This window comes from Streptomyces malachitofuscus, from assembly GCF_055571035.1.
In genome coordinates this window covers 177,249-195,098 of the sequence record NZ_JBVIGA010000015.1, presented here as the reverse complement: position 1 = coordinate 195,098, position 17,850 = coordinate 177,249, and the positions used below count along the sequence as shown (strand labels likewise).

The 17,850-nt window shown below is 72.5% G+C and carries 13 protein-coding genes; 7 read left to right on the top strand and 6 right to left on the bottom strand.

Annotated elements, in window-relative coordinates; all coding sequences use genetic code 11:
* Positions 1 to 50: 50 nt before the first annotated feature.
* Positions 51 to 1,313: a YncE family protein gene (locus ACZ44S_RS22800; protein ID WP_466931829.1), complete on the top strand. Its 1,263-nt coding sequence runs from the start codon at positions 51 to 53 to the stop codon at positions 1,311 to 1,313.
* Between the two features lie 216 nt (positions 1,314 to 1,529).
* Here the strand turns inward: ACZ44S_RS22800 and ACZ44S_RS22795 are convergent, their stop codons facing one another.
* The 4 genes from ACZ44S_RS22795 to ACZ44S_RS22780 all read right to left on the bottom strand — a co-directional run bounded on the left by ACZ44S_RS22795 (position 1,530) and on the right by ACZ44S_RS22780 (position 3,854).
* Positions 1,530 to 2,030, bottom strand: a complete 501-nt coding sequence (locus tag ACZ44S_RS22795) for a metallophosphoesterase family protein (protein WP_466931827.1) — start codon at positions 2,028 to 2,030, stop codon at positions 1,530 to 1,532.
* A gap of 75 nt (positions 2,031 to 2,105) precedes the next feature.
* Positions 2,106 to 2,285 (bottom strand): hypothetical protein, encoded by a 180-nt coding sequence (locus ACZ44S_RS22790; RefSeq protein WP_466931825.1) that lies wholly within the window; start codon positions 2,283 to 2,285, stop codon positions 2,106 to 2,108.
* A 139-nt stretch (positions 2,286 to 2,424) separates the two neighbouring features.
* On the bottom strand, positions 2,425 to 2,844 hold the full coding sequence (locus ACZ44S_RS22785; protein WP_466931823.1) for a CBS domain-containing protein: 420 nt from the start codon (positions 2,842 to 2,844) through the stop codon (positions 2,425 to 2,427).
* 71 nt (positions 2,845 to 2,915) lie between these two features.
* Positions 2,916 to 3,854, bottom strand: a complete 939-nt coding sequence (locus ACZ44S_RS22780) for a LysR family transcriptional regulator (RefSeq protein ID WP_466931821.1) — start codon at positions 3,852 to 3,854, stop codon at positions 2,916 to 2,918.
* Between the two features lie 129 nt (positions 3,855 to 3,983).
* Between ACZ44S_RS22780 and ACZ44S_RS22775 the strand changes: the two genes are divergently transcribed.
* The gene (locus tag ACZ44S_RS22775; protein WP_466931819.1) at positions 3,984 to 4,676 is read left to right on the top strand and encodes a type 1 glutamine amidotransferase domain-containing protein; all 693 of its coding nucleotides are present in this window, start codon (positions 3,984 to 3,986) and stop codon (positions 4,674 to 4,676) included.
* Between the two features lie 89 nt (positions 4,677 to 4,765).
* On the opposite strand, the gene ACZ44S_RS22770 is transcribed toward ACZ44S_RS22775, so the two are convergent.
* Positions 4,766 to 7,210: a SpoIIE family protein phosphatase gene (locus tag ACZ44S_RS22770; protein ID WP_466931818.1), complete on the bottom strand. Its 2,445-nt coding sequence runs from the start codon at positions 7,208 to 7,210 to the stop codon at positions 4,766 to 4,768.
* 252 nt (positions 7,211 to 7,462) lie between these two features.
* Between ACZ44S_RS22770 and ACZ44S_RS22765 the strand changes: the two genes are divergently transcribed.
* Positions 7,463 to 9,607 carry a SpoIIE family protein phosphatase gene (locus ACZ44S_RS22765; RefSeq protein ID WP_466931816.1) on the top strand — a complete coding sequence of 715 codons (2,145 nt, stop codon included), beginning with the start codon at positions 7,463 to 7,465 and terminating at the stop codon, positions 9,605 to 9,607.
* A gap of 177 nt (positions 9,608 to 9,784) precedes the next feature.
* Here ACZ44S_RS22765 and ACZ44S_RS22760 read toward each other — a convergent pair whose 3' ends face one another.
* Positions 9,785 to 11,083 carry a S1 family peptidase gene (locus ACZ44S_RS22760; protein ID WP_466931814.1) on the bottom strand — a complete coding sequence of 433 codons (1,299 nt, stop codon included), beginning with the start codon at positions 11,081 to 11,083 and terminating at the stop codon, positions 9,785 to 9,787.
* 569 nt (positions 11,084 to 11,652) lie between these two features.
* On the opposite strand from ACZ44S_RS22760, the gene ACZ44S_RS22755 reads away from it, so the two are divergent.
* The 4 genes from ACZ44S_RS22755 (at position 11,653) to ACZ44S_RS22740 (ending at position 17,839) form a co-directional block, all read left to right on the top strand.
* Positions 11,653 to 11,868 (top strand): type A2 lantipeptide, encoded by a 216-nt coding sequence (locus ACZ44S_RS22755; protein ID WP_384723331.1) that lies wholly within the window; start codon positions 11,653 to 11,655, stop codon positions 11,866 to 11,868.
* A 118-nt stretch (positions 11,869 to 11,986) separates the two neighbouring features.
* Positions 11,987 to 12,793, top strand: a complete 807-nt coding sequence (locus tag ACZ44S_RS22750) for a hypothetical protein (RefSeq protein WP_466931812.1) — start codon at positions 11,987 to 11,989, stop codon at positions 12,791 to 12,793.
* A complete protein-coding gene (locus ACZ44S_RS22745) occupies positions 12,790 to 15,012 on the top strand; it encodes an NHLP family bacteriocin export ABC transporter peptidase/permease/ATPase subunit (protein ID WP_466931810.1) in 2,223 nt (740 codons plus the stop codon). Before ACZ44S_RS22750 ends, ACZ44S_RS22745 begins: the two co-directional genes overlap by 4 nt.
* A 1-nt stretch (position 15,013) precedes the next feature.
* Complete coding sequence (locus tag ACZ44S_RS22740; protein WP_466931808.1) at positions 15,014 to 17,839, top strand: NHLP bacteriocin export ABC transporter permease/ATPase subunit; 2,826 nt, start codon at positions 15,014 to 15,016, stop codon at positions 17,837 to 17,839.
* The last annotated feature ends 11 nt before the right edge of the window (positions 17,840 to 17,850 follow it).

The following is a 17,850-nucleotide window of genomic DNA, read 5'->3' as shown; positions in this document are numbered from 1 at the left end:
TTGGCATGTCCCACTCATAGCGTCCCCCACCCGCAGAGAAGAGAGCCGTCATGCCGTTCCGCAGAACCAGGCACCTGTGCGTCCTCGCCGCCGCCCTCGCCCTCACCGTCACCGCACCGGCCGGCGTCGCGAGCGCCGCCGGCCCCGCCCCGGACTCCTCCACCGCCCTGCGCGAGGTGCTGTTCGTGGGCAACAACTGGGACGGCACCGCCGATGTCATCGGGTCCTCCGGCGACTTCGCGAGGCTGGGACGGATCAACGTGATCCCCGACAGGGACCGGCGGATGGCCGAGATCAACGCCGACCCGATCCGCTGGATCTACTTCATGGCCATCCGCAACAGCGTCGGCGAGGGCCACGACCAGTTCGTCGACGACATGTACTCCACGCCCGACGGCACCTCGGTGGTGGTCTCCCGGCCGAGCTTCGCCGACGTCGTCTCCCTGGACCTCAGCACCGGTGAGGTCAACTGGCGTTTCCCCGTGTCCGGTTACCGCTCCGACCACATGGCCGTCTCCCCCGACGGAAAGCGCGTCGCCGTCTCGGCCTCGACCTCCAACACCGTGCACGTGCTGGACATCGAAACCGGCGAGGAACTCGGTTCCTTCCGCACGGGCGACAAGCCGCACGAGAACATCTTCAGCGCGGACGGCAAGCACATCTGGAACATGTCCATCGGCGAGGTGAACACCGCGCTCGACGCGACCTGGCTGGACTGGACGAAGGGCGACCGCCGCATCACCGTCGTCGACGCCACCACCTTCGAGCAGGTCGAGGTCATCGACATGCGCGAGCGGCTCGACGCCATCGGCCTCGGCGACCACTCCGACGCGGTGCGCCCGGCCGCGTTCTCCCCCGACGAGTCGAAGTTGTACTTCCAGGTGTCGTTCTTCAACGGCTTCTTCGAGTACGACGTCGCCACCGACCGGATCACCCGCACCAAGACCCTGCCGAAGAACCCGGCCACCAGCACCGACCGCACCACCTGGGTCAACGACTCGCGTCACCACGGCATCACCATGAAGCCCGACGGCACCAAGCTGTGCGTCGCGGGCACCATGGACGACTACGCGACCGTCGTCGACCGGGCGACCCTGGAGGAGGGGCCGCTCGTCACCGCGTCCAAGCCGTACTGGGCCACGGTCAGCGGTGACGGGAAGTCCTGTGTGGTCTCCGAGAGCGGCGCCGACCGGGTCACCGCCATCGACTTCGCGACCGGCGAGAAGACCGTCTCCGTCCCCGTCGGCGACCACCCGCAGCGGGTGCGCCTGGGACACGTGGCGCAAGGCTGGTCCGGCCCGTCGGCCGACTGAGCGAGCGGGCGCGAGGTGGCGACACGGGCGGGCCACTCACCGGCACGCGGGGTCCGTCCGTCCGCCGCTCCCGGAGAAGCCGGGAAACGGGTGTGTGAGGGCGTCGGGGGTGGGTAGTCGGCCGGTATCACCTCCGATCGTGGGAAGGAGGTCCGTGAAAGCGCGACTACTCGCAGCGCCCGGGCCGCTTCCATCGAGACGAAGCGGCCCGGCCCGTCAGCGCTTGGGCAGCCGGTGGAGGTCCACCTCGCCGATCCGGCCCCCGGTGAGCGTGACGGTCATGTACGTGCAGTAGGGCTGTCGGCGGCGGTCCGTCGGAGAGCCAGGATTGAGCAGACGAAGTCCCGTGGGCGCGACGGTGTCCCACGGGATATGGCTGTGTCCGAACACCAGGACGTCGAGGCCGGGAAAGCGCTGGGCGCAACGGGTCTCCCGGCCCCCCGCGGGTCCGGTCTCATGGACGACGCCGAAGCGCAGCCCGCCGAGATCCGCGTACGCGATCTCCGGCAGCCGGGAGCGCAGCCCGGGCCCGTCGTTGTTCCCGTACACGGCGACCAGCCTGCGGCTGCGGCTCTCCAGCAGATCCAGGGTGTCGGTGTCGACCCAGTCCCCCGCGTGGAACACCACGTCCGCACGGGGGACCTCGTCCAGCAGCGGCTCGGGCAGCTGCTTGGCGCGCTTCGGGAGGTGGGTGTCGGACATCAGGAGCAGTCGCACGGTTCCAGCCTAGGCGGCCCGGCGCCCGCGACGGCTCAACCCGTCCGTCCCCCACCCCGGCCAGGGCGACAGACCCTAGTCCTCGCCCCGGACTATGTTCGCCTCCGTCTCCGGCGCCGAGGTGACGGAGGGGCCGCCGCGGTCCACGGCGGGCAGGCAGGTCCGCAGCGGGTCCTTGCCGCGCAGCCGCCGGGCCCGCGCCCAGCCGGTCTCCGGCCGCCGGGGCCGGGGTTTGTCACTGATCTCCGAGGTCACGACACATCATCTTCCTTCTGCATCCGCTGGCCTCCGGGTCCCCGGCACCGGGCCGGACAAACCCGGGGCCGTCGCGCCTGTCCACGCGGCCCGCGACTCCCGGCCCGTTGCGGGGGGTTCCCCCACGGGCCTCCCGGTCTCAGGTGTTGGGCCGGGCCACGCTGATGTCGCCGAGGGCCGACTCCGGATCGCGCTCCATGGCGGCGTCGCCCAACGACACGACCCCGACGGGCCGTCCGCCCTCGACGACCGGGATGCGGCGTACGGCGTGCTCGCGCATCAGCCGCACGGCGAGGTCCAGGTCGTCGTCCGGTCCCACGGTCACCAGGTCGTCGCTGCACGCACCGGCCACGGTGGTCTCCTCGGTGTCCACGCCCCGGGAGACCGACCGCACGACCAGGTCCCGGTCGGTGACCAGTCCGCGCAGCCCGTCGTCGTCGGTCACCAGAACCGCCCCCAGGTCGCGGTCGCGCATGATGCGGGCGACCTGTGCGACGGAGGTCTGCGGCCCGACGGTCACCGGCGCGCCGGTCATGATGTCGCGGACGTGCTGTGTCATGGCGTATCCCTCTCGTCCCGTTCCTCGGGGTCCTCGGGTCGGTGTCCCGGGTACCCGGTGCGGCCGCCGGGTCACCAGGCGCGGGCCGCCTCCAGCAGACGGTCGTGGACGAGCGCCACATGCGGGTTGTCGGACGTTCCGGGCCGCCGTACCAGATAACCGGTGTTGATGGGGGCGTCCTCGGGCTCGTCGAGAAGGGCCAGGGCACCGGAGGCCAGGTCGTCCTCGCACAGATACCGGGGCAGCACACTGAACCCGGCCCCGGCCATCACCAGGGCCAGCACGGCCCGCAGGTCCGGGACGGAGACGGCGGCACGGCAGTTCAGGCGCCTGCCGAAGACGTGCCGCCAGTAGCGCCGGACGATGGGCAGGTCCTCGGCGTAGGCGAGCAGCGGTACGCCGTGCAGCGCGCCGGGGCCGTCGGCGGCGAGCCGCTCGCGCAGTCCTCCGGCCAGGGCGGGCGCGGCCACCAGCACGAACTCCTCGTCCACCAGCGGCACCGCGGTCAGGGTGCGGCCGCGCGGGCGGCTCGTGGCGATCATCAGGTCGTGGCGGCCCGCGCGCAGTTCGTCGAGCAACCGGTCGCTCAGGCCCTCCGTGACGCGCAGCCGTACCCCTCGGGCCACCAGGGGGGCGAGTGCGGGCAGCGCCCGGGTGGCGAGCAGCTCGGCGGGACCGGCGAGATGGACGGGCGCGGGGCGGGCCCGGGCGGGCGAGCCGTGTCCGGTGGCCTCGGCGAGCGCGTCGAGCGGTGCGGCGATCCGGGCGGCGAGCTCGTCGGCCACCGCGGTCGGCGCGACACCCCTGGGCAGTCGTTCGAACAGCTCGCGCCCCGTCTGCCGTTCCAGCGAGCGGATCTGGGTGGTCACCGTGGGCTGGGACAGGCCCAGCAGCTGTGCGGCGGCCGTGAAGGAGCCGGAACGGTGCACCGCGAGGAAGGTGCGCAGCAGGTTCAGGTCGGGCGGAACGGTGCCGTCCCCGGGTGTGCGGTTGTCTTCGCTGCGGCTCACGACGACGAGACTACCCGCGGTCATCCATTGGTTTTCCTATGGCAGACATGGAAACCGGCATTGGAACGCATCAGCTCGGGGCCTCTACCGTCGAGGTGTCGAAAGCAACCGCGCACCGGAAGTGAGCACATGTCGAAGATTCTTTTCGTGGTCACCGGAGCCGACCGGCTGACCCTGGCCGACGGCACCACGCACCCCACCGGGTTCTGGGCCGAGGAGGCCGTCGCACCGTACGAGGCGTTGCGGGCCGCGGGTCACGAGGTCGTCGTCGCCACTCCCGGCGGGGTCGTGCCCACCGTCGACCCGGCCTCCCTCACGCCCGAGATGAACGGCGGACCGGAGAACGCGGACCGTCTCGCGAAGGCACTGGAGTCCTTCACCGAGCTCCGGCGGCCGCTCCGGCTGGAGGACGTCCGGCCGGACGAGTACGCGGCGGTCTTCTACCCCGGTGGCCACGGCCCCATGGAGGACCTCGCCGTGCACCCCGGCTCCGGCCGGCTGCTCGTGGAGACGCTGGAGTCGGGCAAGCCGCTCGCCGTGGTCTGCCACGGCCCGGCCGCCCTGCTCGCCGCCGTACGGGCGGACGGCACCAACGCCTTCGCCGGTTACGAGGTCGCCGCGTTCACCGACGCCGAGGAGATGCAGGTCGGCCTCGGCGACAAGGTGCGGTGGCTGCTCGAGGGCCGGCTCGCCGAGGCCGGTGTGCGGGTGCGGGCGGGAGCGCCGTGGCTGCCGAACGTGGTGACCGACCGGAGCCTGATCACGGGTCAGAACCCGGCGTCCTCCGCGCCGCTCGCCCAGGAGCTGCTGAAGCGGCTCTGACGGCCGCCCGGGCGGCGGTGCCGCCTGCCGCCCCGCCGATTCTTCCGTCTCCCTCCTCGCCGCCACTGTCGTCGTCGGTGCAGTCGTCGTCAGTGCAGGACGAACTCCGCCCACACCTGCTTGCCCCCGCTGACGGGGAGCGTGCCCCAGGCAGCCGACACGGCCTCGACGAGCAGGATGCCCCGGCCGCCGGTGGCCTCCCAGCCGATGCTGGTGGGTTTCACCGGGGTGCGGGGCGAGGCGTCGGCCACGGCGAGGCGCAGCCGCCCGTTGACCAGGGTGAGGTCGAGCCGGACCTGGCCGTCGGTGTGCACCAGGGCGTTGGTGACCAGCTCGGAGACGGCGAGCAGAGGGGCGTCGAGGTCCTCGGTCACACCCCAGGAACGCAGGGTGCGCCGGGTGAAGCGGCGGGCGTGCCCCACCGCCTGGGGCACCCGCCACACCGTCCAGCTCTCCCGCAGCGGGCGGAAGGTCATGCCGTCGTACCGCATCAGCAGCAGCGCCACGTCGTCGCTGCGCGGGGCCTTGCCGAGCAGGGCGTCCGCGACCGCCCCGAGGTGGGCGGGGTCGGCACCGGACAGCTGCCGCGCGAAGCGGTCCATGCCGTCGTCGATGTCGGCCTCGTGCGACTCGACCAGGCCGTCCGTGGTGAGCGCGACCATCGTGCCGGGCTGCAGCCGGAGCGGACTCATGGGGAAGTCGCTCTGCCGCACCACCCCGAGCGGCGGGCCGCCCTCGGCCTCCGCGATCTCCGTACGGCCGTCCGGGTGACGCAGGACCGGCGGCAGATGGCCGGCGCGGACGCACCAGGCGAAGCCCTCCTCCATGTCGATGTCGACATAGCAGCACGTGGCGAAGAGGTCGGTCTCCATGTCCATGAGCAGCCGGTTGGCGTGGGAGACCACCACGTCCGGCGGGTGTCCCTCGACGGCGTAGGCGCGCAGCGCGGTGCGCATCTGGCCCATGAGGGTGGCGGCGCCGGCGCTGTGGCCCTGGACGTCACCGATGACGAGCGCGACGTGGTTGTCGGGCAGCGGGATCACGTCGTACCAGTCGCCGCCGAGCTCCAGCCCGGCGGTACTGGGCAGATACCGGGCGACGGCGACCGCGCCGGGCAGCCGGGGCAGGCGGCGCGGCAGCAGCTGGCGTTGCAGCATGCCGACCAGTTCGTGCTCGGCGTCGAGGGCGCGGGCCCGCATCAGGGCCTGTCCGGCGAGGCCCGCGGCGGCGGTGAGCAGGGCGCGTTCGTCGGCGCCGAAGTCGTGCGGGGTGTCCCAGCCGATCAGGCAGGCTCCGGCCATGCGGTTGCCGGCGGGCAGCGGAAGCACGGCCAGGCCGCCCGGGCCCACCTCGGCGAGCGCGGCCTCCAGCGGGGACCCGGCGGGCCAGATGCCCGCGCGGCCCTCGCGCAGCGCGGCGGCGAGGGTCGGCATGGTGCGCACGGGTGCGTCGGGCCACTCGGTGCGCCACTCCGCACGCCACAGCTCCGGCCAGGCCTCGGGTTCGGGCGGGTCGAGCACGGTGACGACGAGCCGGTCGCTCTCCAGTTCGGCGAGCGCGATCCGGTCGGCCCGCAGCGGCCTGCGCAGTGCGGCGACCACGGCCTTGCCGACGTCGCGGACGGTGACGGCGGTGGCCAGTGCGGCGGCGAGGCGCTGGACGCGGGCCACGTCCGTGATGTCGGAGCGCAGCGTCGAGGCGTCGGCGACGGAGCCGACGAGCCGCGCCGGGTGTCCCTCGCCGCCCGGCACCAGCCGGCCGCGCAGCCGGAGCCACTTGGGCGGGCCGGCGGGCTGGAGCACCCGGAACTCCAGTTCCCGCTCACCGATCGTCATGTGGTCGGCCTCGACGACGGACATCAGCGAGGGCAGGTCCTCCGGCACCGTCAGACCCATCAGGGTCTCCACCCGCCCGTCGAACTCGCCCGGGTCCATGCCGAACAGTTCCAGGACGGCCTGGTCGACGCGGACCCGGCCGGTGTCCATGGCGAGGCTGAAGCCGCCCGGCGGCAGTTCCGAGCCGTCGGCGGGCGCGGGTGCCGCGGGGAAGGCGATGGCGTCGGCGACGAGGCCGAGGCAGAGGCGGTCGTCGGTGTCGAAGCCTCCGGCGCGCTCGCTCACCGCGAGCAGACAGCCTCCGCCGTCGTGGCGCACGGGCAGGGCCGCCAGATGGAAGTCACGGCTGGGCACGCGCCGCGACTGGGCCTGTGCCGCGAGGTCCTCCGGGCCCAGCCACACCGGCCGCCCGCGGTAGGCCTCGGCCACCGGGGAGTGACCTGCGACGGAGTAGCTGTCGCGCACCCCGCACAGCGTCCTCGGGACTCCGGCGGACTCCGCCAGGTAGAGCAGTTCTCCGTCCGCGCCGGGTGTGTACAGGGCGGCGAACGCGGCGCCGGCGAAGACGAGGGCCTGCTCCAGGATCCTGCGCGCCCGTTGGGGTGAGTCCGGATCGACCGCGATCGCGGTCAGGGCGCCTTCCGCACGCAGTGTTCTCCTGCTGCGTCCCGCAGCGCCCTCACCGACCACGTTCGCCATTACAGCGCTTATGGGTCACCTGCGCAGCCCCTGCGGGCGTTCGGCGGCTCGAGGGGGCCCCGCTTCGCCGGTTCCCGGCGTGAGCCTTATGGCGCCGGGGGCGGGGTAACCGGAGTGGTGCGTCACGGGAGCGGGACAGAGCTCCGCCCGCTCCCCCGGGCCTCCGGCCCCTTGTGCCTCGCCGCTCGTCGTGCGCGCGGGCGCCACAAGGGGGAGATTTGAGTCCCGCGGCCGTGCGAGGAGGTGGTCGGCGTGTCCGAGGGGCAGTCCTCCGCGCAGGCGCCCGCCGGTGTGCGGACGCCGGTCGGCCGTCCGCTGCTGTCGCTGTCGCTGGCCTCGATGATGGACGAGGTGCACGCGCACTCCGGAGCGGTGTACCTGCTCGCGCCGGACCAGCCGGTGCTGGAGATGGCGGTCATGGCGGGGCTGCCGCGCGCTTTCGCGGCCCCGTGGGAGCGGGTGGGGCTCAGCGCCCCGATCCCGGTGTCCGACGCGGTGCGTGAGCGGCGGCTGGTCTGGGTGGGCGGCGAGGAGGAGATGGCCCGCCACTATCCCCGGATCGCCATGGTGCTGCCGTACCCCTTCTCCCTGGCCGCGCTGCCGGTGGCGACCGCGACGAAGGCGTACGGCGCGGTCTTCGTGACCTGGCCCGGTACGCACCCGCCGGAGCTGTCCGACTGGGAGCGCGATCATCTGACCGCCGCCTGCGGCCGGCTGGCGGTGCGGCTGGAGCGGGCCGCCGAGCAGAGCCTGCCGCTGGCACCCGAGCCGGATCTGCTGGCGGCACCGCTGGTGGGCGGCATGGCCGGCACGCTCGGCTCGGTGGAGGCGGCCCGGATGGTGTCCCGGCTGCCGTACGGCCTGTGCTCGCTCGATGTGCACGGGCGGGTCGGGTTCGTCAACGCCGCCGCCTCCGAGCTGCTCGGTGTCCCGACCACCCGGCTGCTGGGCGCCCATCTGTGGGCGTCGGTGCCGTGGCTGAACGACCCCGTCTACGAGGACCGCTACCGGGCCGCCCTGTTCAGCCAGCACGTCACCTCGTTCGTCGCGCTGCGTCCCCCGAACGAGTGGCTTTCCTTCCGGCTGTATCCGAGTACGACCGGACTCAGTGTCCGTATCAGCCGGGCGCGCGCGGTCACGGAGATGAACCGCACGGCGCCGTCTTCGGGGCGGGCGGGTACGCGGCTGGTCACCATCACTCAAGTGCTGAGCCTGGCCGGTGCGCTGACCGAGGCGGTAGGGGTGCAGGACGTGGTGCAGCTCGTCGCGGACGAGATCGCGCCGGCGGTGGGCAGCCAAGGGCTGGTGATCCTCGGGTCCCGGGCGGGCCGGCTGCGCATTCTGGGACACCGCGGGTACCGGGACCGGCGGGTCGTGGAGCGGTACGACGGGATGCCGCTGTCGGAGCCCACCCCCGGCAGCCAGGTGCTGCGCACCGGTGTGCCCGCCTTCTTCGAGTCCCGTGCGGAGCTCGAGCGCCTGTATCCGGCGCTGGCGGCGCATCTGTCCGAGTTCACGGCGTGGGCGTATCTGCCGCTGATCGCCTCGGGCCGCCCGGTGGGGACGTGCGTGCTGTCCTACACCGCTTCGCACCACTTCGCGACGGAGGAACGGGCGGTCCTGACCAGTCTGGCGGGGTTGATCGCCCAGGCTCTGGAGCGGGCCCTGCTCTACGACGCCAAGCACCGGCTGGCGCACGGGCTGCAGGAGGCGCTGCTGCCGCACACGCTCCCGTCGCTGACCGGTATCGAGGCGGCCGCGCGCTATCTTCCGGCGACCCAGGGGATGGAGATCGGAGGCGACTTCTACGACCTGGTGCCGACGCAGGGCATGGCGGCCGCGGTGATCGGGGACGTGCAGGGGCACAACGTGACCGCGGCCGGGCTGATGGGGCAGGTCCGCACCGCCGTGCGCGCGTACACGGCCGTCGGACAGGCACCGGAGGAGGTCATGCGCAGCACCAACCGGCTACTGCTGGACCTGGGTTCGGAGCTGTTCGCGAGCTGTCTGTATCTGCGGCTCGACCCCGCGCACGGCCGGGCCGTGATGTCCCGGGCGGGGCATCCGCCGCCGCTTCTGCGCAGGCCGGACGGGCGGGTCCGGGTGCTGGACCTGGCCGGTGGCCCGCTGCTGGGGATCGACGGCTCGGCGGCCTATCCGTCGACGGAGGTGGACCTCGCGCCGGGTTCGCTGCTCGTGCTGTACACCGACGGTCTGGTGGAGTCCCCGGGTACGGACTTCGAGGACGCCGTCGCCGATCTCAGCCGGCGCCTCGCGGGTCTGGGCGATCTGCCGCTGGACGAGCTCGCCGACGCACTGGTGCAGCACGGCGCGGACGCGGAGGGCCGCCTGGACGACATCGCGGTACTGCTCCTCAGGGCACTGCCGGACACCTGAACCGGCCCGCTCGAGCCCACCCGGCTGCCCGGCTCGACGGTGAGGTGGCCACCACCCGGCCCCGGGTCCGGACACAGGGCGTTCTCCGGCAGCCCGGTCCCTCCGCGCCACGCGAGCGGCCCGGCCTCGCCGCGGATGTGGGGCGGGGCCGGGCCGGGTTGCCTCGGGGTGGGGGTGTCAGTGCGTCTGGGTCAGGCCGGAGTCGTCCTCGGCTTCCTCGCCTGCTGCGTCACCGGCGCCCGCGCCTGCCTCCTCGCCCGCGTCTGCTTCCTCTCCGGCGCCGGGCTGCTCACCCCCGGCGTCCTGACCTCCGGCCTGCTCACCGCCGCCCGCCTGCTCGCCGGCGCCCGCGCCGCCTCCCGCGCCGAGGGTCGCGCCCACCGCCTCCAGGGCCGTGGTGACCGGCTGGAAGAACGTCTCGCCGCCGGACGTGCAGTCGCCACTGCCCCCTGAGGTCAGGCCGATGGCGAGGCCGTCCTGGGTGAACATCGAGCCGCCGCTGTCACCGGGTTCGGCGCAGACGTTGGTCTGGATGAGACCGGTGACCGTGCCCTCCGGGTAGTTCACCGTGGCGTTCAGGCCGAGCACCTGACCGTCGGCGAGCCCGGTGGTGCTGCCCATCCGGAACACCTGCTGGCCGACGGTGGCCTCCGCGGCCTGGGAGATCGCCACCGTCTGGTCGCCTACGTTGACCTCGCTCGGCGCCTGCGTGGCGGGGTCGTCGTACTTCACGAGTGCGAAGTCGCCCTGTCCCGGGAAGACCGCCTGGTCGACGGTGGCGATCGGCTGTCCGCCCTGCGCGTCGGACCACTGGTCACCCCCGGCGGCACAGTGACCGGCCGTCAGGAACGCCGGAGTGCCGTCGCCCGCGGTGACGTTGAAGCCGAGCGAGCAGCGCGCTCCGCCGGCGAAAATGGCGTCACCGCCGGACACGAACGTCTTGAAGGTGCCCGCGGACTTCTTGATGGTCGCCATGCCCGAGCCGAGGCTCTGCACGGTGGACTCCAGTTGGTCCCACCTCTCGCCGGTCACCGTGCTGTCGGCGGTGACGAGGATCTTGTTGGTGCGCGGGTCCACGGCCCACGACGTGCCGGGGATGGTCGCTTCCGCCTTCAGCGTCTGCGCCCCGGCCTCCAGCTCGGTCATGCTGTTGTCGACCTCGCGGACGGCCGCGCCCGCCTTCTTGGCCTGCACGATCACGTTGTTGTTGTCGCCCGGTACGACGTTGACGACGAGCTGCTTGTTCTCGCCGTCGTAGTAGGAGCCGGCGAACGCGTCGCCGAGGAGCCCGGCGAGCTGCGAGGCGAGATCCGAGGCGTCGCCCGCCTTCAGGGTCTTCGGCGCCGCCGCTGCGTCGCTCGACGCGCCGTCCTGCGACGCGTTGGCGTTCGGGAGCAGGATCGCGGCGGCTCCGAGCGCCACCACACCGCCTGCGGCTATCGCGGCCTTGCGCTTCGGAATTCGCTTGTGACTCAAACTTCTCGACCTCCTGTGGGGGACCGGAGTCGTGCCGCCGTTCGGCAGCTGTCGGGGGCGCCTGGATGGCTGTTGGTACGCATGGGGCGGCGGGCGTGTTCAACGGCGCCACACCCTTACACAACGTCACCAGATGTGCGCGGCGCGTGGTGACCCCGGAGCGGAATCCCGGCTTCAGCGAATCTGCACAGCGAATGCCCAACCCGGTCACCGGAGCCGGAGTTCATCCACACGCCGGCCGACCGGGACACGCCTTTGCGGCCGGTGTGCCGGATTCCGGCCAGGGGGCCGCAAGTGGCCGGATGAGGCGATGCGGTGGGGCATGTGAAGAACTCGCCGCCGACCCGTGCCCTCGTCTGCACGCTTGAGCGCCCGTGGGGCGCAAGTTGCCTGGTGAGACGTTTGATTGATTGGAAGCCCGCACCCGCAGCGTGCTTTGATCCATCGCACCGCAAGGCCGTTCCGGGCTCCCGGCGACGGGCGTCCGGCGCCCGCGGTCGCGGCCTTCATCTGTCACCGGAGGAGGCCGCTCCCCCCTTGTGAAATTCCATACGAAGGGAAGTTCCCACATGAACTCCACCCCCCAGGTCGAGACCGTCGAGATCTCCGACGCCGACCTCGACAACGTCTCCGGCGGCCTGTCCGTGAACGCCGTGAACACCCTGACGGGCGCGGTGGACGGCATCGCCCCGGTTTCCGCCCTGGTCGACACGGCCGTCGGCACCGTCGAGGGTGTCACCGGCCTGAACACCGCCCCGGTCACGAACCTGGTCGCCGGTCTCTGATCGCGCCCTTGCGTCGCCGAGTCCCGGAGCCGCCCCGGCTCCGGGACTCTGTGGTGCGGCCGCTGCCTCCCCGTCACATCGCACAGTTCGCACAGTTCGTCCAGGTGAGGGAAGACCCGTGCAGTTCCGCCAACAGGCCCTCGCCAAGCTCCAGTCACCGGAGGAGCTCGATCTCCCGGTGCGCTTCGCCCGCCCGCAGGGCTGGCTGGTGCTGTCCGTGACAGTGATCGCGATGGCGGCCGCCTCGGTGTGGGCGCTGACCGGATCGGTGTCCTCCACGGTCGGCGCGCCCGCCGTTCTCACATACGGGCAGGGCAGTTACGTCCTGCAGAGCCCCGTGGCCGGCCAGGTCACCGCTGTTCTCGCGAAGGAGGGCGAGCGGCTGCCCGCCGGCTCCCCCGTTCTGAAGGTGCGCACCGAGCGCGGCGACACGGTCGTCCGCACCCTCGACGCGGGCCGGATCAGCGCGCTCGCCGCCAGCACCGGCCAGATCATCGGCACCGGGGCGAACGTCGCCGCCGTGGAGAAGGTCACCGGCGGCAAGGCACCCCTGTACGCCACGGTGTACGTCCCCGCCGAGAGCGCCGCCGGCATCCCCGCCGATGCCTCCGTCGACCTGACCGTTCAGTCGGTGCCGAGCCAGGAGTACGGCGTGCTGCACGGTGAGGTGAGGACGGTGGACCGTTCGCCCCAGTCCGCCCAGCAGATCGCCGCGTTCCTCGGGGACGCCCAACTGGGCGAGCAGTTCACGAAGAAGGGCAGACCGGTGGCCGTCACGGTCGAGTTGGAGAAGTCGTCCGCCACGGAGAGCGGTTACGCGTGGTCCTCCGCGGAGGGGCCGCCGTTCGCGCTGACCTCGATGACCCTCGCCTCGGCGTCGATCCGGCTGGCCGACCGGCGCCCCGTCGACTGGCTGCTGCCGTGAGCACCGCGCAGGAGACCCGCGGCAGGCGACGTGCCGCCCCGCCCAGGCGCACCGTGCCCAAGTCGCGGGCCAGGACCGTCCGTACCCCCACCGTGCTCCAGATGGAGGCCGTGGAGTGCGGTGCCGCCTCGCTCGCGATGGTGCTCGGCCACTACGGCCGCCACGTCCCGCTGGAGGAACTGCGCATCGCCTGCGGTGTCTCGCGGGACGGCTCACGCGCCAGCAATCTGCTCAAGGCGGCGCGCAGTTACGGACTGACCGCCAAGGGCATGCAGATGGACCTGGCCGCCCTCGCCGAGGTGACGGCGCCGGCCATCCTGTTCTGGGAGTTCAACCACTACGTCGTCTACGACGGCATGGGCCGCCGGTTCGGCCGGCGCGGGGTGTACGTCAACGACCCCGGCAAGGGGCGGCGGTTCGTCCCCCTGGAGGAGTTCGACGGCAGCTTCACGGGTGTCGTGCTGGTGATGGAGCCCGGCGAGGACTTCACCCGGGGCGGCCGCAAGCCGGGCGTGCTCGGTGCGATGCCGGCCCGGCTGCGCGGCACGGCGGGCACCCTGCCCGCCGTGGTGCTGTCGAGCCTGCTGCTGGTGGCGGTGGGCGCGGCGGTGCCCGGGCTCAGCCGGACCTTCATCGACGACTTCCTGATCGGCGGGCGGACCTCGACGCTGGACGTGCTGTTCACGTCGATGGGCGCGTGCGTGCTGCTGACGCTGGTGCTGACCTGGCTCCAGCAGGGCAACCTGCTGCGCGGCCGGCTGATCTCGTCGACGCTGTCCAGCGCCCGCTTCCTGCGCCATCTGCTGCGGCTGCCGGTGACGTTCTTCGCCCAGCGCAGCCCGGCCGACCTGGTGCAGCGCCTGCAGTCCAACGACGCGGTGGCCGAGACGCTGGCCCGCGACCTGTCGTCGGCCGGCGTGGACGCCGTGGTGGTCATGCTGTACGCGGTGCTGCTGTACAGCTACGACCCGCAGCTGACCTTCGTGGGCATCGGGGTGGCGCTGCTGAACATCGTGGCGATGCGGGTCGTCATCCGGCTGCGCGCGACCCGTACGGCGAAGCTGCGGGCGGACACGGCGCGGCTCACCAACACGGCGTACACGGGGCTGCAGCTGATCGAGACGTTGAAGGCGACCGGCGGCGAGGACGGCTACTTCCGCAAGTGGGCCGGGCAGCACGCGACCACCCTGGAGGAACAGCAGCGGCTCGGCGTGCCGAGCGCGTGGCTCGGCATCGTCGCCCCGACGCTCGCCACGCTCAACAGCGCGCTCATCCTGTGGATCGGCGGCATGCGGGCGGTCGAGGGGCACATCTCGGTCGGTCTGCTGGTGGCCTTCCAGGCGCTCGTCACCCGGTTCACCGCCCCGCTGACCCGGCTCAACGGCGTCGCCGGCCGGATCCAGGACTTCGCCGCGGACGTGGCCCGGCTGAAGGACGTGGAGAGCTTCCGGACCGACCCGCTCTACGGCCGTCCCGGCGCCGGCGAGTCGACCCGCCGTCTGCACGGCCATGTCGAACTGCAGAATCTCAGCTTCGGCTACAACCCGCTGGACAAGCCGCTGCTGACCGGCTTCGACCTGACCGTGGGCCCCGGACAGCAGGTGGCGCTGGTGGGTGGTTCCGGCAGCGGCAAGTCCACGGTGTCGCGGCTGATCTCGGGTCTGTACGCGCCCTGGGAGGGTGTGATCCGGATCGACGGACAGCGCATCGAGGACATTCCGCGCGGGGCGCTGGCGGCGTCCGTCTCCTTCGTCGACCAGGACGTGTTCCTGTTCGAGGGGACCGTCCGCGACAACGTGGCGCTGTGGGACCCGTCGATCCCGGACGAGGCCGTGGTGGAGGCGCTCAAGGACGCGGCGCTGTGGGACGTGATCGTGCGCCGGCCGGGCGGCATCCACAGTCCGGTCGAGCAGGACGGCCGGAACTTCTCCGGCGGTCAGCGCCAGCGCCTGGAGATCGCGCGGGCGCTGGTGCGCCGGCCGAGCATCCTGGTGCTGGACGAGGTGACCAGCGCGCTGGACGCCGAGACCGAGCTGACCGTGATGGACAATCTGCGCCGGCGCGGCTGCGCGTGCGTGGTGATCGCGCACCGGCTGAGCACGGTGCGCGACAGCGACGAGATCGTCGTGCTGGACCAGGGCACGGTCGTGGAGCGCGGGCGGCACGAGGAGCTGGTGGCGCGCGGCGGCGCGTACGCGGCACTGGTCAGGGAGCGATGAGATGACAGCCGTGCACGAGGGTCAGGGCGGCGACCTCGTCCTGGGCGCGCTCGGGTCGCTGGGCACGCCGATCGACTGCTCCGGGTTCGGCCGGCTGGACCTGGAGGGGCCCCAGACGCTGTGGCTGATCGCGTCCGGCGCCGTGGACCTGTTCGCGGTCGACGCTGGGCAGCAGGGCCACTGGCACCACCTGGGCCGGCTGGAGGCGGGTTCGCTGGTGCTGGGCCCGGTGGCCGGTCCGGCGCACACGCTGGTGGCGCGTCCACTGCGGGACTGCGTGGTGCACCGCATCGGCCTGCGCGAGCTGTACCAGCCGGCGAGCACCCAGACCTGGTCGTACGACGAGTACGGCAACCCGCAGTACGTGCCGCCGACGACGAGCCCGCTGGAGTACGCCCTGGCGCTGGGTGTGGGACGGAGCCTGTCGGTGCTGTTCCAGGCGCCGATGGCGACGGAACGGGCCACGGCCCCCACCGACGACGACGTGTTCTGGATGCAGGTCCCCCCGGGCAGTGCGCAGTACGGCTCGCTGTACGGGGCGGAGGCGGCGGCCGATCTGCTGATGGATCCCGCGCTGTGGCAGAGCATGGTCGACCAGCAGTACCGGCTGATGACCACGCTCGACCGGTGGATCGAGCAGCTGGAGCAGACCCACGAGACCCGGACCGCCGAGGGCATCAGGGCCGGCGAGGCGGTGCGGGCCCAGGCCGACCGGACGCTGCTGGCGGCGATCGGCAAGCGGTCCGGGCAGCGTACGACGGCGGCCGACGCGGACGCCACGTACGCGGCGTGCAGGCTGGTGGCCCGGGCGGCCGGCATTCCGCTCGCCGCGCCCGCGCAGTCCGGGACCGGCGGGGACCGGCTCGATCCGGTCGAGCAGATCGCCCTGGCGTCCCGGGTGCGCACCCGTGTCGTACGGCTGGACGGCCGGTGGTGGCGGGACGACGTCGGTCCGCTGGTGGGTCACCGCGCGCTGTCGGGCGCTCCCGTGGCGCTGCTGTGGCGGCGCGGCGGCTATGTGGCGGTGCATCCGGCGACCGGCCGGGAGACGCCGGTCGAGAAGGCGAACGCCGAGGAGTTCGAACCCCGCGCGGTGATGTTCTACCGCCCGCTGCCCGAGCGGCGGCTGAGCCCGCTGCGGCTGCTGCGGTTCTGTATGACGGGTACGCGGGGCGATCTGACCGGTCTGCTGCTGAGCGGCCTGGTGACGGTGGCGATCGGGGCCCTGGTGCCGCTCGCGACCGGCAAGGTGCTCGGCGAGTTCGTGCCGACGGCGCAGACCGAACTGATCGTGCAGCTGTGTCTCGCGGTGATCATCGGAAGTGTCGTGGCCGCCGCCTTCATGCTGCTGCAGAACCTCACCCTGCTGCGTCTGGAGGGCCGGGTGGAGGCCACCCTCCAGCCGGCCGTCTGGGACAGGCTGCTGCGGCTGCCGACCAAGTTCTTCACGGAACGCTCCACCGGTGAGCTGGCGAGCGCGGCGATGGGCATCAGCGCGATCCGCCGGCTCCTGGCCGGCGTGGGGCCCACGGTGACCCAGTCGGTCACCGTGGGGGCGGTGAACCTGGGGCTGCTGCTGTGGTTCAGCGTGCCGATGGCGCTGGCCGCGATCGGGATGCTGGTCGTCATCGCCGGCGTGTTCCTGGGGCTCGGGCTGTGGCAGGTGCGCTGGCAGCGGCACCTGGTGGTGCTCACCAACAAGCTGAACAACCAGGCGTTCCAGACGCTGCGCGGCTTGCCGAAGCTACGGGTGGCGGCGGCGGAGAACTACGCGTACGCCGCGTGGGCGTCCCAGTTCGCCCGCAGCCGCGAGCTCCAGCAGAAGGCCGGCCGGATCAAGAATCTGACGGCGGTGCTGGGCGCGGTCTATCTGCCGCTGGTCACCCTGGCGATGTTCATGCTGCTGGCGGGACCGGCGCGCGGCTCGATGACGGCGGCGGAGTTCCTCACGTTCAACACGTCGGTGACGATGGTTCTGACCTCGGTCACCCAGCTGACCGGCGCGTTCGTGTCGGCGGTCGCGGCGCTGCCGCTGTTCGAGCAGATCAGGCCGGTGCTCGACGCCACGCCGGAGGTGCGGGCGGCCAGCACCCGGCCGGGTCCGCTGTCCGGCGCCGTCGAGGCGCGGCGGCTGTCCTTCCGCTACTCCGACGACGGGCCGCTGGTCCTGGACGACGTGTCGTTCGAGGCACGGCCGGGCGAGTTCGTGGCGGTGGTCGGCCCGAGCGGCTGCGGCAAGTCCACGCTGCTGCGGCTGCTGATCGGGTTCGACCGGCCGTTGTCCGGCAGTGTGCTCTACGACGGCCAGGACCTGGCCGCGCTCGACCAGTCGGCGGTGCGCCGGCAGTGCGGTGTGGTGCTTCAGCACGCCCAGCCGTTCACCGGGTCCATCCTGGACGTCATCTGCGGGACCGAGCCGTACACCCCCGAGGAGGCGATGGCGGCGGCGGAGATGGCCGGGCTGGCCGAGGACATCCGGCGGATGCCGATGGGGCTGCACACCATCGTGTCCGGCAGCGGTGCTGTCTCCGGCGGTCAGCGGCAGCGGCTGATGATCGCCCAGGCGCTGATCCGCCGGCCGCGGATCCTCTTCTTCGACGAGGCGACCAGCGCCCTGGACAACGAGACGCAGCGCACGGTGATCGAGAGCACCAAGGCCCTGAGGGCGACGCGGATCGTGATCGCGCACCGGCTGTCGACGGTTCTGGACGCGGACCGGGTGGTGGTGATGGAGGGCGGCAAGGTGGTCCAGCAGGGTCCGCCCGCCCAGCTCCTCGCCGACACCGGCGGACGCCTGCACGAGCTGGTGCGGCGCCAGCTGGCGTGAGCCGGGTGCCC

Bases quoted from the DNA above. Each gene is read 5' to 3' on its own strand.
- ACZ44S_RS22800 (WP_466931829.1), top strand. From the start codon at position 51: ATGCCGTTCCGCAGAACCAGGCACCTGTGCGTCCTCGCCGCCGCCCTC.
- ACZ44S_RS22785 (WP_466931823.1), bottom strand. From the start codon at position 2,844: ATGACACAGCACGTCCGCGACATCATGACCGGCGCGCCGGTGACCGTC.
- ACZ44S_RS22775 (WP_466931819.1), top strand. From the start codon at position 3,984: ATGTCGAAGATTCTTTTCGTGGTCACCGGAGCCGACCGGCTGACCCTG.
- ACZ44S_RS22770 (WP_466931818.1), bottom strand. From the start codon at position 7,210: ATGGCGAACGTGGTCGGTGAGGGCGCTGCGGGACGCAGCAGGAGAACA.
- ACZ44S_RS22755 (WP_384723331.1), top strand. From the start codon at position 11,653: ATGAACTCCACCCCCCAGGTCGAGACCGTCGAGATCTCCGACGCCGAC.
- ACZ44S_RS22740 (WP_466931808.1), top strand. From the start codon at position 15,014: ATGACAGCCGTGCACGAGGGTCAGGGCGGCGACCTCGTCCTGGGCGCG.